Consider the following 15,758-nt stretch of genomic DNA (forward strand, 5'->3'; position numbering starts at 1 on the left):
TGCCGAAAAGATGTTAAATTACCGGCATGAGTATGGAGCAAATGGCGGGTTTGGCACTGGCGCTGGTCATCATGGCCATCGGCATGCTGGGCAGTATTCTACCAGGATTGCCGAGCACACCCATCGTGTTCTTGGCGGCGGTCGGTCATCGGCTTTATTTCAAGGACACCGGTCCGGGCGGCATCGTGCTCACGCTCATGCTGGGTGTGATGCTGCTCTCCATGGTCATGGATTATCTGGCCACGATGTATGGTGCTAAGAAATTGGGAGCGACCAAACGTGGTGTCATCGGCGCGATGATTGGTGCGCTGGTCGGAATCTTCTTTAATCTGCCAGGATTGATTCTCGGCCCCTTCATCGGTGCGTTCGCGTTTGAGATGAGCGGTGGGCGCGAGACTCGTGAAGCGGCGAAAGCGGGTGCGGGCGCGACGCTCGGCTTGTTCGCAGGTGCGATAGGGAAACTGGCGTGCTGCATTGCGATGATCGGTATGTTCGTCGTTAATGTGCTGTATCGCAGTTTGAGTGCTTCGTAAGCTGTTTCTCTTTAAAACAAAACGCGCTCCGATCTGGAGCGCGTTTTCATTTCTAAAAAAAGATAAGGAAACCTTAGAACTTCACCAGCTTCTCCAGTTCCTTCACGCGATCGGCGATCTGTTTCTTCGTCACCGTCGTGGTCTTCTTCACGCCGAAACCTTCGCAGCAGAAGGACGCCACCACGCTACCGTGGATGATCGCCTTGCGGAGGTTCGTGTCCACCGAGCCCTTGCTCGTGGCGAGATAGCCGATCATACCACCGACGAAGGAATCACCGGCACCCGTCGGGTCGACGACCTTGTTCAGCGGATATGCCGGAGCCACGAACATGCCTTTCGGACCGGAGAGAATCGCGCCGTGCTCGCCCTTTTTCACGATGACGTATTTCGGGCCGAGCTTATGGATTTTCGGGATGGCCGCCACGATGTTATCCGTCTTCGTAAGCTGGCTCGCTTCGCTGTCATTCATCACGATGGCATCCACGCGCTTGAGCAGTTTCAGCACTTCCGGCAAGGCGATGTTCAGCCACAGGTCCATCGTATCCGCGATGACGAACTTCGGCTTCTTCATCTGGTCCAGTACGTGATGCTGGAGGCCGGGGGAGATGTTGGCGAGCAGCACGTAAGGCGTGTTCGCATAGTTCTCTGGCAGCTTCGGGCTGAACGTCTCGATCACGCCAAGCACGGTGTTGAGCGTGCGGCGCTTGTTCATGTTCACTTCGTATTCGCCCGCCCAGTGAAACGTCTCGCCTTTGACCTGCTGCAGACCTTCCAGGCAGATGTTGTGCTTTTTGTAGAGATCGACGTAACGCTTCGGAAAGTCATTGCCCACGATACCCACGAGGCGGACGGGGGAAAAGAAGCTGGCCGCGACGGCCGCATGGCTCGCGGAGCCGCCCAGCAGACGGGGGTTTTCCGCTGTCGGAGTTTTGATGGAATCCAGTGCCGTAGTGCCAACAATCAGAACGCTCATTTTAGTAATAGATTAACGTGTCGGGGACGGTAGGCGCATCTTGAAGTCCTGACAAGCCTTGGCAACGTCCGCAGCATTGAGGATGGCGGAGACGACACAGATGCGAACGGCCCCCGCAGCGAGGACATCATCGAGATTTTGCAGATTGATACCACCGATCGCAAACCACGGCACCTTCACATTCTGCGAAGCCCACCGTACATATTCCAAGGTCACTGGCTTGGCGGTCGGCTTCGTACCCGTGGGATAGATAGGGCCGATGGCGACGTAATCCGCCCCCGCATCGACCGCCCGTTGTGCTTGCGCCGGAGCATGCGTGCTGAGGCCGATCTCCAATTTGCCATTGGCCGGTTTCAATTCACGAACATGTTGATGACCGTTATCGAAGAAATCTTCCTGACCGACATGTGCGATGGGCGCGCCGAGTTCCGCGGCCATTTGGTAGTGATCATTGATGACCAATCGCACACCATTGCGTTCGGTCACCGGAAGTATCGCTTCGGCCATCCGACGAATTTCATCTAAGCTCTCATTTTTCGCACGCAGCTGGATGAGGTCAGAGCCGCCATCGCAAAGCTGTTGAGCCAGCGTGGCAGGATTGCGGCCATGCAGATAACCGGTATCGACGAATGTGTAGAGGCGGCAATCCGCCAGCGATTTCATGGGAGAAGTTGAATTCAGCGGAGCAGGGAAGGCAAGCAGTTGGTGGTGGAAGCCGAGGCGGCAATCCGCCTCAGGTGGAAAGCGGCGTCAAGCCGCAGCACTCCAAGGATTACTTCCCGCTCATGGAATCGCTTTCCCGTCCGACTTGCTGGTCCAAACTCTTGCGCACGATGGAGGCGAGGCTTGAAGTGCTGAAAGGTTTGGGCAGGAAATTCACACCTTCTTTCAGCGGGATGTCCGCTTGCACCAGATCCACGCTGTAACCGCTGGTGAAAAGCACATGCAAATTGGGTTTGCGCTGGAGCAATCGGGCCGCGAGATCCTTGCCGCTCATGCCGCCGGGCATCACGAGGTCTGTCAGCAAGAGGTCGATCGGGTTTTCCGTTTCCGCCCAGATGGCAAGCGCATCGGGACCAGATGCCGCTTCGAGTACTTTATAACCAAAATTTTGCAGACCGGTTTTGGCCAAGCCGCGCAAGGCCGGATCGTCTTCCACGAGCAAAATGGTTTCGCTACCACCCCGGATGCGGCTCATCTGCAATTGCTTCACGGTTGCTTCCGGCGATTCCGTGCAGAGCGGGAAAAAGATGCGGAACGTGGTGCCACGGTCGATCTCGCTGTAAACGTTCAACCAGCCATCATGCTGCTTCACGATGCCGTAAACTGTGGACAGGCCGAGGCCAGTGCCTTTGCCCGCTTCCTTCGTGGTGAAGAACGGTTCGAAAATCTTGGCCATGACATCCGGCGGCATGCCCGTGCCGGAATCGGAAACCGTGAGACAGACGAAATCACCCGCTCGTGCACCCGGATGAGCGGCGCAGTAGCGTTCATCCACCTCGAACATGGATGTCTCCACGATGAGCTTGCCGCCGCGCGACATGGCATCGCGCGAGTTGATGGCCAAGTTCACAAGTATCTGCTCGATCATGCTGACATCCGCATTGATGGGCAGGATGTTCTGGCTGAGATTGAGCTGCAGCGTGATCTGTTCACCGAGGATGCGTTCCAGCATCCGCGCGAAATGCTGCACGAGTTCATTTAGCTCAATGGGCTTGAACTGGATGACCTGCTTACGGCTGAAGGTGAGCAGTTGCCGTGTGAAATGCGTGGCCATGTCCGCCGCCTGGAGGATCTGCTCCAGATGCCCATGCGTCTTGGTGGGCAGCATGCGGTTGGTCAGCGCGAGATCGGCATAACCACGGATCAGCGTGAGGATATTATTGAAATCATGCGCGATGCCGCCGGCGAGCTGGCCCACCGCTTCCATCTTCTGCGCCTGGCGAAACTGCCACTCGAGACTCAAACGATCCGTGATGTCACCCGCATACGTGTGAACCACGCCGATGCTGGGGATCGGGAAGAAAGACCAGGAAATCGTTCTCCCTGCCACTTGCGTTTCCATGCGCAGCCGATTTTGACCGGTGCGCAGGCATTCTTTCACCACTTCGCGAGTGGTGACGGGCAAGATGGGTTGCGGAGATTCGTGGCCAATCTTACGTGCGAGATCTAATGCGGCGGCGTTGAAGTAAGTGAGCTGACCCTCGGCATTAAATTCAAAAACCGGATTCGGATTGAAGCGCGGGAAGGCGGCGAGTTTCTCAATCTCTGAATGCGCCAGCTTACGTTCCGTGATGTCGCGATCCAAGCCCAATACCAGTTCCCGTCCACCGATTTGCACGAGACGAGTGGAGACTTCTACCGGAAATAGAGTGCCATCTTTACGGCGGTGCTGTGTCTCATAGCGGTCCGCGCTTTTTTGGCGAAGTCGCTCGAGATGCTTATCCAGCAGGTCACGCTTTTGTGCGCGCGGAACTACTAGCCCCACCGGTTTGCCGATAAGTTCATCACGTGTATAGCCGTTCTCGCGGCAAGCGACTTCGTTGCAGGCGATAATTGGCCAAACAGCATCCTTTGCGTGCGGATCGACGAGGAAAATGGATTCAGGTGACGATTCAAAGAGGACTCGGAAAAGTTCTTCCGTCTCGGAACGCGCCGCTTCTGCTTTGCGGCGGGCTGTATGTTCGGCATATTCGCGCAACTCGCGTTTGACGATCAGCGGGAGGCGGGTGATGGACTCTTTCGCGAGGCAATCGTCAGCACCAGCGGCCATCGTTGCTGCAAACATCTCTTCGGAGAAAGCTCCAGACAGGACTACTACCGGAAGGTCGAGTTTGTTGCTCCGGATGTATTGAAGTAAGTCCAGAGCGGTAGCGTCGGGCAGATGGAAATCCGAGATGACCAAATCCCAGCCAGCGTGGATGTTCTGGAGAAATTCGGCGCGGTTCGTGACGACTTGCAGGGTGTGAGGAAGGCCAGACCGCTGCAGGACCAGCGTGGTGAGCGCCGAGTCCATCGTCGAGTCTTCCACCAATAGCACCCGCAATTTGTTCATGCCCGATTTTGGTACTTCTTCAGAAAACAACAGCACGGCCAAATCCTGTTAGCGTAGCGATACATCTGCTTTGGCCGTAAGAGACGCCTTTGAATGACGGCAAAGACCAAGAAAAAACCCATACCAGCAAACTGCTTCACGGAACCCAATCAAACGACTCTTGGCATCTACACTGGTACGGGGACGAATTCGCGGAAGTTCCTAAGGCAGAGGGAGCCCCTGAGTCAAATACTTTCAACGGTCTGTTGGATTTTTATGGCTGATCAGCCACCAAGTTTGCATTTTACCTTTTCCTTTCACCTCAATTTCCCCTCTGGGTTCCGTGACGAACTTTTGTTTAACTTGCTCGCAGGTGCTGGCGGAAACCTGGATGCGGTCTGGCTGTCCGTGGGATTCCATTCTGCTCGCGGTGTTCACCGCATCTCCCCAGAGATCGTAGATGAATTTACTCCGTCCAATGACACCAGCTACGACGGGACCGGTATTGATGCCAATGCGCAAGCGAAGTGAGGTTTTATAATCTGTGTTCAGCTTTTGGATGGTTTGCAGCATGGCCAGAGCCATCGTGGCGATGGCTTCGGCGTGATCAGCCTTGGGTTCGGGCAAACCTCCGACGACCATATAGCAATCACCAATGGTTTTGATCTTTTCCAGCCCGAGTTGTGCAGCCAATTGATCGAAGGCGCTGAAAATCTCGTTCAGCAAAAAAACGATCTCACTCGGTGAGACGACAGTGGACAGGTTGGTGAAACCAACGATGTCTGCAAAAAGAACAGTGGCTTCCGGAAAGCTGTCCGCAATCGTGTTTTCGCCATTTTTCAGGCGGTCGGCGATGGAGACAGGCAATACATTTAGCAGCAGTGCATCTGACTTGGCGCGTTCTCCCTCCAATTGCTGCAGGTAAGATTGTTCCTGGTCGTGCCAGCGTTTGCGCTGGAGCGCAGCGTTCAGGCGCGTGCGGAGGAGCAGTGGATTGAAGGGTTTCGGAAGATAATCATCCGCGCCGATCTCGATGCATTGCAGCGCCCGGTCCATCTCGGAGGAGGCAGATATGACGATCACCGGCAGGTGACGCAATTGGAGGTCACTTTTCAAGGTGTGCAGGACTTCGATGCCGTTCATCTCCGGCATGTCGATGTCCAGCAGGATCACATCAAAGTCCGAGGTGCCGATATGTTGAAGAGCAATGAAGCCATTCTCAGCTTGCTCGAAGCTGTATCCTTCACGACCCAGACAATCACCGAGCAGTTGGCGGTTTAGCCGGTCGTCGTCTACGACGAGAATATGTCCCCGATAAGAGGGGATTTTCTGGCTCATATTGCGGCACCCTGAAAATCGCCCAACCCAAGCCGCTTGGCAAGGCGATGCGGCGATTATGCCTTTTCCTCGATCAGTTCACGCCGCCCACCACCCAGCAGTTCAGCAACGAAGTGCGTGGAGTAAACACCACGGCGGAAATTCGGATCCTGCAGGATGGCCTGCTCGAACGGAATCGTGGTCTTGATGCCCGTGATCATGTATTCGCTGAGCGCGCGACTCATGAGGTCCATGGCTTCACGACGGTCCTTGCCGTAGGTGATGAGCTTGCCGATCATGGAGTCATAATGCGGCGGAATGGAATAGCCTGCGTACGCATGGCTGTCCACACGCACACCACGACCGCCAGGAGCGTAATACATCTCGATACGACCCGGTGACGGGCGGAAATCATCAAACGGATCTTCCGCGTTGATGCGGCACTCGATGGCGCTGCCCTTCAACTGGATATCGCTCTGGGAATGACGCAAGGGTTCACCCATCGCGATCATGATCTGGTATTTCACCAAGTCGATGCCCGTGACCTCTTCAGTGATCGGGTGCTCCACCTGGATGCGTTTGTTCACTTCCAAGAAGTAGAAGTTACCCTTGTCATCCACGATGAACTCGACGGTGCCGGCGTTCGTATAGTTCGCCACCTCGGCGATACGGACGGCCGCCTTGCCCATCTTCTTGCGGAGATCCTTGAACTTGTTCTCGATCAGCGGGGAGGGGGTTTCCTCGATGATTTTTTGATTGCGGCGCTGGATGGAGCAATCGCGCTCGTTCAAATGGATGATATGCCCGCGGTTATCGCCCAAGATCTGGAACTCGATATGGTGCGGGTTTTCAATGAACTTCTCGATGTAGACGCCGGAGTTGCCGAAAGCCTTCTCAGCTTCCATGCGGGCGGTGTGATAGCCCTTCACCAAGCTGATGTCGTTATGGGCCACGCGCATGCCGCGACCACCGCCACCGGCGATAGCCTTGATCATGACGGGGTAACCGATGCGCTTGGCTACCGACAATGCTTCCTGTTCATTGATGACCAAGCCTTCGGAACCAGGAGGGGTAGGGACACCGGCCTTTTTGGCAAGGTTACGGCTAACGGCCTTGTCTTCGAGGGCATTCATCGCCCGTGAGCTCGGCCCGATGAAGCGGATGTTGCAGCTTTCGCAGACATCAGCGAAGTGGGCGTTCTCGGAAAGGAAGCCGTAACCTGGATGGATAGCGTCTACATCAGCGATTTCCGCAGCACTAATGAGCCGATCTATCTTCAGATAGCTCTCATTGCTGGGACCTTTACCGATACAGATAGCCTCGTCGGCCATCTGAACGTGCATGGAACTGGCATCTGCCTCGGAATATACGGCTACCGTGCGGACATTCAGTTCTTTGCAGGCGCGGATGATACGAACGGCAATCTCTCCGCGATTCGCGACAAGAATCTTCTCAAACATGTTACGTTAACGATGTCGGCTGTTGAAATTTGGCTCAAAAACGCCGTTTACAGCGGACGAATCTTGAACAGCGGTTGACCAAACTCAACAGGTTTGGCGTTATCCACGCAAATCTGGGTGATGACGCCGCGCGCCTCAGCCTTGATTTCATTCATGACCTTCATGGCCTCAATGATGCAAACCACGGAATCCGGGTTCACTTCAGTGCCCACTTCCACATAGTGGGCGGACTCAGGCGATGGGGCTCGGTAGAACGTACCGATCATGGGGGACTTGATATCGGCATCGTTCGATGCCGCTGCCGGAGCGGCAGTGGTTGGTGCAGGCAGGGCAGCTACGGGGGCGCCCGAGATGAGAACCTGCGGTTGTTCGTCGTAAGCTGCCATGACGGGGCCAACATTGCCGCCGCGCTTCAGCTTTATCTTAAATTCTTGTTTTTCTAACTCAAACTCCGAGATGGCGTTTTTCTTCATCAAATCGATGACCGCCTTGATATCCTTCAAATCCACAGGTGCTCCTGGTTGAAAGTTACCGTTAACTGCAAAACGGGTTACGCACGATGCGTATTAAATAAAATAAGCAGTGACTTATTCGGACACTGCTTATCCTTTCTGTTACGAATTGGCGACGACACTAATGATGGAGAGGGGTAGCGTCAAGGCCTAGTTTTTAAGAGGCCTCAAAATGTGCAAAAACGGCCAGAATACCATTTTTCACTTGAAAACGTCTTTATTTTTTAGGCGTTAACGATAGCGAGGCATGCACTCCGAGGAGGTATGAAGTCGCTCCGAAACCGCAAATCTGTCCCTTGCAGACCGCTGCAATGAGTGATTTGTGACGGAATTCTTCACGGGCATGGATATTGGAAAGATGTATCTCGATCGTGGGTATACCCACGGCGGAAATGGCGTCACGCAAAGCCACGCTAGTGTGTGTGTAGGCTCCGGCATTGAGGAGAATCACATCCGCTGTGCCTTTGGCCTGCTGAATCCAAGTAACCAGTTCACCTTCCAGATTGCTCTGGCGAAAGTCCACTGTTGCCCCGTGTTTTCCGGCCAAATCCCGTACTGCTTGTTCAATGTCTGCGAGCGTCGTGCGGCCATAGACCTCCGGTTCCCTCTGGCCGAGGAGATTCAAATTGGGTCCGTTAAGCACGAGCAGTTTCATGACTTGGCGAGGGTATGTTAGGGCTTGCTGCCTGTCGATGCCGATTGCACAGGGCTTAGTCCGGTCAACCATCCCAGCATCAGCATGGCCGTCCATGCGATCGCTGGAACGTAAAGACCGAATTCGACAAAGGATTGCAGCGCCCACCCGATCAGCCCCAAAGCCATCGCTTGAATCAGGGCATTCGCTCCGGGATTCATCGCCTTTTTCCATACCAGACACATACACCCGCCGATCCATGCCAAGAAAAAGGCAAACCCTGGCAGGCCGGAATCGCACGCCTGTTCGAGATAATCATTATGCACCAGCTTGGTGGGCTCTGATTCCGGTTTTTTAATCCGGGTATAACCGCTGCCGAAAGTTCCTGGTCCATGGCCTAAAATCGGCCTCTCCGCAGTCAATTTCAAGGCGGCTGACCAGTAATCGAACCGGGCAGCGACGCTGGTGGGGTTTTTGAGTTTTTCGGAGTATTTGAACCAAAAGCCACCTGCGCCGCCTATCAAAACTAGAGCCAAAATCCCGATCTTCCATTGTCTGGGCAACGGTTGGGCGAGCACCCATGCCAATCCCATGGCCATGGCCACCAGCCAGCCGGCTTTCGATCCCGACCATACCAGACAGGCTGCCCCCATGTAGAAGAACGTCCCAAATAAGACCATTCGCCCTATTTTCGGCAGTTTCTCCGAGATGTTCCAGATGGTGACAAGGATGGCCGGGAGTGACAGAAGGATGATACCCGCCAGAGCATTGGCATAGACCAAGGTTCCGGAGATGCGCCCGCCCCGCACGCGTTTAAGAACCTCAGGCACCACGGAATAAGTGTCGTTCGTCTTCACCACGACGTTGTTTTTTATCAAGTCGTTCAGTTCGTCGGGCGGCAGATTGGTCCAGCCGGTGGCTTCATTGCTCTCGATGAATTCCGCTGTCGAAGTCATGCCTCCGTATTGCTGGCCGAACCCTTTTCCCAGTACGATGAGCAGGGCGATGCCCACGGGGATCCAAAATTTTCTGCCGTCTCTTATCTGGCTCAATGCCAGCAACCCCAGGTAGTAACAACCGACCAGCCCTCCAAAATGGAGCAAAACCGTGGTGGCTGTGCCGGAAGAACGGGAGGTGAGGGTGGACAATACCTGCCATCCCAGCCACGCCACTGGAGCCCAGAGCAACCATCTGGGTATGTCACGGGGCACTCGCGAATAGAGAAAGCCGTAAACCAGTACTGCGCCCAAGACGAGGTATCCGATAGGCAAAGGCCATTGGTCTGACACCCATTCGTTCAGCACATCGGGTGTAGTATGTGCCTGGGGTAATACTACGGGGACGCCGAACTTCAAGAAGCACAGGGCGGCCAGCAATCCGGCCACCAAGGCCAGTCTTTGGTTCCATTCACCTGCCATTCCGGCGCTCTGATTCGGCTTCGTGCTCATCTGTGTGCGTTACCTTTGCCATAGAGAGATGCTCCCCTGCAAACTCCGAGTGCTATCCAAAATTGCTTATCGTGAGGTGATGTCACTCAGTAAATCTTTGGCATTAGACAACCTGCCTCCTCCTTACTATCCTCACACCCATGCACCATCATCAGCATTCGAGCGGTTCGCATTTGCAGGAGGATCCCTGGCGCGTCTTTCGCATCATGGCGGAGTTCGTGGAGTCCTTTGATACCATGTCGAAGGTCGGTCCTGCGGTGACGGTTTTCGGTTCCGCGCGCACGAAGCCTGCGGACCAGTATTACAAGGCTTCCGTCGCCCTCGGCAAGGCGCTGGCCAAACACCACATAGCGGTCATCACAGGTGGCGGTCCTGGCATCATGGAGGCGGCGAACAAAGGCGCCTATCAGGGCAAAGGCAAGTCCGTGGGGTTAAACATCAAGCTGCCTCACGAACAGAGCGGCAACCCTTACGCGAATGTGCCCATCGATTTTCATTACTTCTTCGCGCGTAAAGTCTGCTTCGTGAAATACAGCATGGGCTTTGTGTTCATGCCCGGCGGCTTCGGTACGCTGGATGAGTTTTTCGAGGTTGCGACCCTGGTGCAGACGCAAAAGATTTCCCGCTTTCCGCTGATCCTTTATGGCACGGATTACTGGGGCGGTTTGATCAAGTGGATGCGCACCACGCTTGAAGGCCGCCGTCTCATCAGCCCGGGTGACATCGAACTGACCAACCTCACGGATAACGTGGATGAAGCCGTAAACATCATCCTGGATTACCGTCGTCGCGTAGGTCCGCCGGAAGACGTGCCGCCAGCCTTCAAGTAAGAAACGAGCACGATGTACGAGCTTACCAAGCTGGAGAACGGGTTCACCATCGCCACTGCCACCATGCCCCACATGGCTGGCGTGAGCGCGGGATTATGGGTGGGCGTGGGTGGCCGTTATGAAAATGCTCCGCTGAACGGCGTGTGCCATTTCATCGAGCACATGCTTTTCAAAGGCACGAAACGCCGGAACGCCAAGCAGATCTCGCAAGCGGTGGAAGGTGTGGGCGGGTATCTGAACGCCTTCACCAGCGAGGAGCAGACGTGCTTCTACGCGCGGGCGCCGCATGACAAGCTCGGCAACTTGCTCGATGTCTTGTTCGACATGGTGCTGCACTCGCGCTTCGACACGGTGGAGATCGACAAGGAGCGGAGTGTCATCAAAGAAGAGGTGGCGATGTACCTCGACCAGCCCTCCTCCCACGTGATGGAGCTGCTGAATGAAACTCTCTGGCCGGAGCATCCGCTGGGGCGTCCGCTCACGGGCACCTTGGAAACATTGGATGGGTTGCGGCGCGAAGAGCTCGTCGCCTATCTGCAATCACACTACGTCGCTCCGGGTTCGTTGCTGACGGTAGCTGGTCGTATCAAGCACAAGGAAGTCGTGGAGTTGGCGAAGAAGCTCTCCAAGACTTTCGCCAAAGGCAGACGCGCCACATTCCAGCCGGTGAGTCCTATCCAGAAGGAACCGCGCATCAAGCTGTTCACGAAAGACATCGAGCAGACGCATCTCGCGCTCGGCTTGCGCTCCTGTTCGCGGCATGACGAGCGACGCTTTGCGCTACGTCTCCTGAATGTGATTTTGGGCGAGAACATGAGCTCGCGCCTGTTCCAAGTGGTGCGTGAGGAGCATGGCCTCGCTTACTCGATCCAGAGCGGACAGAACTCATTTGATGACACCGGCGCACTTATCGTCACCGCCGGTGTGGATACGGAAAAGACCAAGCCAGCCATCAAACTCATCGCGCAAGAGCTGAAACGCATTCGCGAGAAACTAGTGAGCGCGACGGAATTGCGCGAAGCCCGCGATTATCTGCTCGGCCAGATGGATCTCAGCCTGGAAAGCACGGAGAACCAGATGATGTGGCTGGGCGAACAATTGTTGAGCTATGGTCGCATCACCAAGCCGGAGGAGACAAAGCGTCGTCTGGCAGAAGTGAAGCCCTCGGATATCCGCGCCGTTGCCCGTGAATTCTTCCAGCCGGAACGCATGAGCCTCGCGATGGTGAGCCCGATGAAGAGTGATCGCGGGCTGAAGGAATTGTTGGTGGCTTGAGTCTGACATTTGACTGGGCAGAGACAAGGCGGCAAACTGTGGGCAGATGCGTCCGCTCATCACCGAAATCACGACACAGCATACGCCCGCGAGCCTCGCGGCTTCGCTGTGTCATGAGCCGGGTGTGGTGCTTTTGCGGAGCGGCATGCCGGATTCATCGCAATCACGCTATTCCTTCGTCACTGCGAAACCATTTCTGACTTTCCGTTCCTACGGTTCCCGCTGTGAACTGCGTTCGCAGAATGGTTTGCAAGAAGTCTTCGGCAATCCGTGGCATACGCTGGATTCGCTGATGTCGCGCTACGAGCTGCTGGATGAACTCGATCTTCCTTTTCCTGTCGGTGGTTGCTTTGGCTACTGGGGTTATGACCTCAAGAATTTCGTGGAGCCCAAGCTCACCCGCAATGCGGTCAATGATCTGGAGCTGCCCGATTGCCACGTGGGTTTCTACGACAGCGTCGTGGTCTTCGATCATCGTCTCGGCAAGGCCTGGCTCATTGTCACCGGGCTGAATGTGGATGGTTCGCGCAGTGAAGAATCCGCCAATGAATCAGCAATCTGGTGGCAAGAGAAACTGGGGGCGGCATCTGAAGAGCAGGTTAATCCTGCATCTGAAAAACAACATCTAACAGCCAGCGTCACCTCCTGTTTCACCCGCGAACAATTCATCGCGAAAGTGGAGCGTGCGCAACGCTACATCTGGAGCGGGGATATTTATCAGGTGAATCTCGCTCAGCGGCTCAGTGCGCCGCTCAATGATACGCCTTGGAATTTCTTTGAGCGTTTGGCGGAAGTTTCACCCGCACCGTTCGCAGCGTATATCGACTGCGGCGATTTCGCCCTGGCCTCTTCTTCGCCTGAATTGTTTTTGCGCCTGAGCGGTTCGCACATCACCACGCGTCCTATCAAAGGCACACGCCCGCGTGCGCACGATCCGGTGCGTGATGCTCAGCTTACTTACGAGCTGCAGACCAGTCCGAAGGAAATGGCGGAACTGGTGATGATCACGGACCTTTTGCGCAACGATCTTGGGCGCGTGTGCGAATACGGCTCCGTGCAAGTGCCTGAACTCGTTCGATTGGAGCGCTACGCGCAAGTGCAACATCTCGTCTCTACGGTGGAAGGGCGCTTGCGCGAGGATGTCACACACTTCGCGGCGTTCGCCTCGTGCTTTCCAGGCGGCAGTATCACCGGTGCGCCGAAGATCCGCGCGATGGAGATCATCGATGAACTGGAGAATGTCGCACGTGGACCTTACACGGGCTGCATCGGCTATCTGGGATTCAATCGCGAAAGCCAGTTGAACATCACCATCCGCACGGCAGTGTGCCAAGGGGACAAGGTTCACTTCCATGTGGGAGCGGGCATTGTAGCGGATTCCATCCCCGCAGCGGAGTATGATGAGACACTGGCGAAGGCGGGTGGGTTTCTCACCGCATTGCAGCTTCAGGCGCAATCGGAGTATCGTCCCGCCACTACGAGCGCATCATGATTATTTTTCTCAATGGCGAGTTTGTGCCGGAAGCGGAGGCGAAAGTCTCGGTGTCCGACCGCAGCTTTCTCTACGGTGACGGGTTGTTCGAGACGATGCGCGTGCACAACGGGAAGGTGTTCCGCTGGGCACATCACTGGGAGAGATTGTCACTAGGTGCTGGGGCATTGAAGATGGCGATTCCTTTTGTCTCCACAGCGTTGCTGTCCCAAGCGGAAGAGCTGATCCAGCGGAATGGAATGAGGGAAGGCGTGTTGCGCTTGCATCTTTCACGTGGGGTGGGCACACGCGGTTACTCTCCCAGAGGCGCGGACAAGCCGGTGTTAATCCTCACCACGCATCCGGTGACGAATGATTTCAAAGTGCCGCCACGCTGGCAGTTGGCCACATCATCGCATCGGCTGCCGATTGGAAGTCCGCTGACGCAATACAAGCATGCGAACCGTCTGCTTCACGTGCTGGCCAAGCAGGAGGCGCAAGAGCAGGGGGCGGACGAAGCAATGCTGCTGAACACTGCTGGCGAAGTCGTGGAAGCTGCGAGTGCAAACCTCTTTTTTATCCAAGCAAATCACATCTGCACGCCGCCGCTGGTGAGTGGTGCATTAGGCGGAGTGACGCGATCCCTGGTCTTTGAACTCTGTCGCGAACTGGATTTCGACTGTCAGGAGCGAAGTGTCTTCCCTGAGCAATTACGAGAGTGCCGTGGCATATTTCTTACTCTGAGTACGCTGGGCATCGTGGAAGCCACGCATCTGGACGGATTTGCCCTGCCGACCTCATCGCTCGTAAAAGCTTTGCAGGACGTGTATCGCGAAGTGTTAGAGCGGGAGACGAGATCGTAGGAGCGCGACTCTCCGAATCGCAGCAACTGGCGTAAGCAAAGACGGGTTAGTCTCGCACCAAGTCTGAAGTGTGAATTGATTTCCCACTTGTTCAAATTTCTGGAAGCCGCTTGCAGCATTTCACTTTGCTGCGGGTCGGAGACCCGCGCTCCGTCAGAGTTGCGTTACCACTACCTTCAATGACTCCGGCGTTGGCTTAGCTGCCAGTTCCACTGCTTCTGCAGTTTGTGCCAATGGATAGCGGTGCGTGATCAAACCACGCACATCCAGCTTGCGCGAGAACACCAGCTTGGCCACTTCTGGTTGCAGAGTCACATCGGAGGAATAGCTGCCGATCAAATCCTTTTCATCCACGCAAACCGTTGAGAGATCAATGTCCGTAAGCGCGCCTCGCTTGGTGTGCGCGAACAAAAGAACCTGGCCGGCACCGCGCAGTAATCCCATGGCTTGTTTCAGGACGGCATCCACCGGAGTAGCAATGACGGCGGCATCTAGGCCACGTGATTTGGTGAGCTTGGCCACTTGATTAGCCATGTCAGCGGCATCTCCACGGATGGCCAGTTTGGCACCGAGTTTTTTAGCGAGCTTCAGACGAGTATCCAGCAGATCGGTGGCTACGACATTGATACCGCGCAAGGCGAGGAGGCGGGTGAACATAAGGCCGATGGGACCTTGCCCGGCGACGAGCACGGCATCACCTTTCAAGAGGTTCAGGCGTTTCACACCTTTCAGCACAGTGTTCACGGGTTCCAGCATCGCGCCTTCTTCGAAAGTATTCTTCGCTGGAATCTTCACGACACCCGGCAGGCAGAAGGACATCACACGGACGTATTCGGCGTAGCCGCCGCCAGCGGGTTCGAAACCGGCGGTGATGCCGGTGCGTTTGTATTGCGGGCATTGCGCAAAGGCTTGATGACGGCAGGCATGGCATTTCAAGCATGGCACATGATGATGCAAAGCTACCCGGTCGCCGACCTTCAGGCCGCGCACGCTTGCGCCTGCTTTCACAATGGTCCCTGCCGTCTCATGACCGAAGATGCGCGGCGGCGGTACGGTGCCGTAATGGATCTTCTTGATGTCCGTGGGGCAGACACCGCAGACGGCGACCTTCACGAGAATCTCATTCGCGCCGATGCTGGGCACGGGGACTTCTTCCACCCGGAGGTCTTTCACTCCGCGATAGACTACGGCGCGCATCGTCTTCGGCAATTTGTCAGTCACAGCATTGGAGATACTGGAAAACGGGAAAGGTTTCAAATCTTCGTGGCGATGGGGTGATAATGTTCTTTCGATCTGGAAAAGTTGGAGCCGGGTTTTCCTAGGCGGCCACGGGTTAGGAAGAAGATTAAGGATGACGGAGAGAAGATGAGCGCGAGCGTAGATTGCCTCGCAATTTGTGCGTGGGCGT

General features: G+C 55.5%; 14 protein-coding genes. 5 read left to right on the plus strand and 9 right to left on the minus strand.

What is annotated here, in order from left to right; all coding sequences use genetic code 11:
* Positions 1-26 precede the first annotated feature (26 nt).
* Entirely contained in the window at positions 27-533 is a 507-nt protein-coding gene (locus tag VGH19_17190) for a DUF456 domain-containing protein (GenBank protein ID HEY1173107.1), read from the plus strand.
* 73 nt (positions 534-606) lie between these two features.
* Here VGH19_17190 and VGH19_17195 read toward each other — a convergent pair whose 3' ends face one another.
* The 8 genes from VGH19_17195 to VGH19_17230 all read right to left on the minus strand — a co-directional run bounded on the left by VGH19_17195 (position 607) and on the right by VGH19_17230 (position 9,911).
* A complete protein-coding gene (locus VGH19_17195; GenBank protein HEY1173108.1) occupies positions 607-1,506 on the minus strand; it encodes a PfkB family carbohydrate kinase in 900 nt (299 codons plus the stop codon).
* A 12-nt stretch (positions 1,507-1,518) separates the two neighbouring features.
* Positions 1,519-2,169, minus strand: a complete 651-nt coding sequence (gene thiE / locus VGH19_17200) for a thiamine phosphate synthase (protein ID HEY1173109.1) — start codon at positions 2,167-2,169, stop codon at positions 1,519-1,521.
* 109 nt (positions 2,170-2,278) lie between these two features.
* Positions 2,279-4,561, minus strand: a complete 2,283-nt coding sequence (locus tag VGH19_17205) for a response regulator (GenBank protein ID HEY1173110.1) — start codon at positions 4,559-4,561, stop codon at positions 2,279-2,281.
* Positions 4,562-4,795: 234 nt separating this feature from the next.
* A complete protein-coding gene (locus tag VGH19_17210; protein ID HEY1173111.1) occupies positions 4,796-5,878 on the minus strand; it encodes an adenylate/guanylate cyclase domain-containing protein in 1,083 nt (360 codons plus the stop codon).
* Between the two features lie 56 nt (positions 5,879-5,934).
* The gene (gene accC / locus VGH19_17215; GenBank protein HEY1173112.1) at positions 5,935-7,317 is read right to left on the minus strand and encodes an acetyl-CoA carboxylase biotin carboxylase subunit; all 1,383 of its coding nucleotides are present in this window, start codon (positions 7,315-7,317) and stop codon (positions 5,935-5,937) included.
* A gap of 47 nt (positions 7,318-7,364) precedes the next feature.
* On the minus strand, positions 7,365-7,826 hold the full coding sequence (gene accB / locus VGH19_17220) for an acetyl-CoA carboxylase biotin carboxyl carrier protein (protein ID HEY1173113.1): 462 nt from the start codon (positions 7,824-7,826) through the stop codon (positions 7,365-7,367).
* Positions 7,827-8,046: 220 nt separating this feature from the next.
* A complete protein-coding gene (gene aroQ / locus VGH19_17225) occupies positions 8,047-8,484 on the minus strand; it encodes a type II 3-dehydroquinate dehydratase (GenBank protein ID HEY1173114.1) in 438 nt (145 codons plus the stop codon).
* A 17-nt stretch (positions 8,485-8,501) separates the two neighbouring features.
* Positions 8,502-9,911: an O-antigen ligase family protein gene (locus tag VGH19_17230; protein ID HEY1173115.1), complete on the minus strand. Its 1,410-nt coding sequence runs from the start codon at positions 9,909-9,911 to the stop codon at positions 8,502-8,504.
* 140 nt (positions 9,912-10,051) lie between these two features.
* Between VGH19_17230 and VGH19_17235 the strand changes: the two genes are divergently transcribed.
* From VGH19_17235 to pabC, 4 genes are read left to right on the plus strand one after another with little or no spacing between them, the layout of a single operon-like run.
* Positions 10,052-10,741 (plus strand): TIGR00730 family Rossman fold protein, encoded by a 690-nt coding sequence (locus VGH19_17235; GenBank protein ID HEY1173116.1) that lies wholly within the window; start codon positions 10,052-10,054, stop codon positions 10,739-10,741.
* Between the two features lie 12 nt (positions 10,742-10,753).
* Positions 10,754-12,016 (plus strand): pitrilysin family protein, encoded by a 1,263-nt coding sequence (locus VGH19_17240; protein HEY1173117.1) that lies wholly within the window; start codon positions 10,754-10,756, stop codon positions 12,014-12,016.
* A 46-nt stretch (positions 12,017-12,062) separates the two neighbouring features.
* Positions 12,063-13,508, plus strand: coding sequence for an aminodeoxychorismate synthase component I (gene pabB / locus VGH19_17245; protein HEY1173118.1), 1,446 nt, complete (start codon positions 12,063-12,065; stop codon positions 13,506-13,508).
* Complete coding sequence (gene pabC / locus VGH19_17250) at positions 13,505-14,350, plus strand: aminodeoxychorismate lyase (protein ID HEY1173119.1); 846 nt, start codon at positions 13,505-13,507, stop codon at positions 14,348-14,350. Before pabB ends, pabC begins: the two co-directional genes overlap by 4 nt.
* Positions 14,351-14,503: 153 nt before the next feature.
* Here the strand turns inward: pabC and VGH19_17255 are convergent, their stop codons facing one another.
* Positions 14,504-15,571 carry an alcohol dehydrogenase catalytic domain-containing protein gene (locus VGH19_17255; protein ID HEY1173120.1) on the minus strand — a complete coding sequence of 356 codons (1,068 nt, stop codon included), beginning with the start codon at positions 15,569-15,571 and terminating at the stop codon, positions 14,504-14,506.
* Between the last annotated feature and the right edge of the window lie 187 nt (positions 15,572-15,758).

It is taken from the genome of Verrucomicrobiia bacterium, from assembly GCA_036405135.1.
In the GTDB taxonomy this organism is placed as follows: domain Bacteria; phylum Verrucomicrobiota; class Verrucomicrobiia; order Limisphaerales; family JAEYXS01; genus JAEYXS01.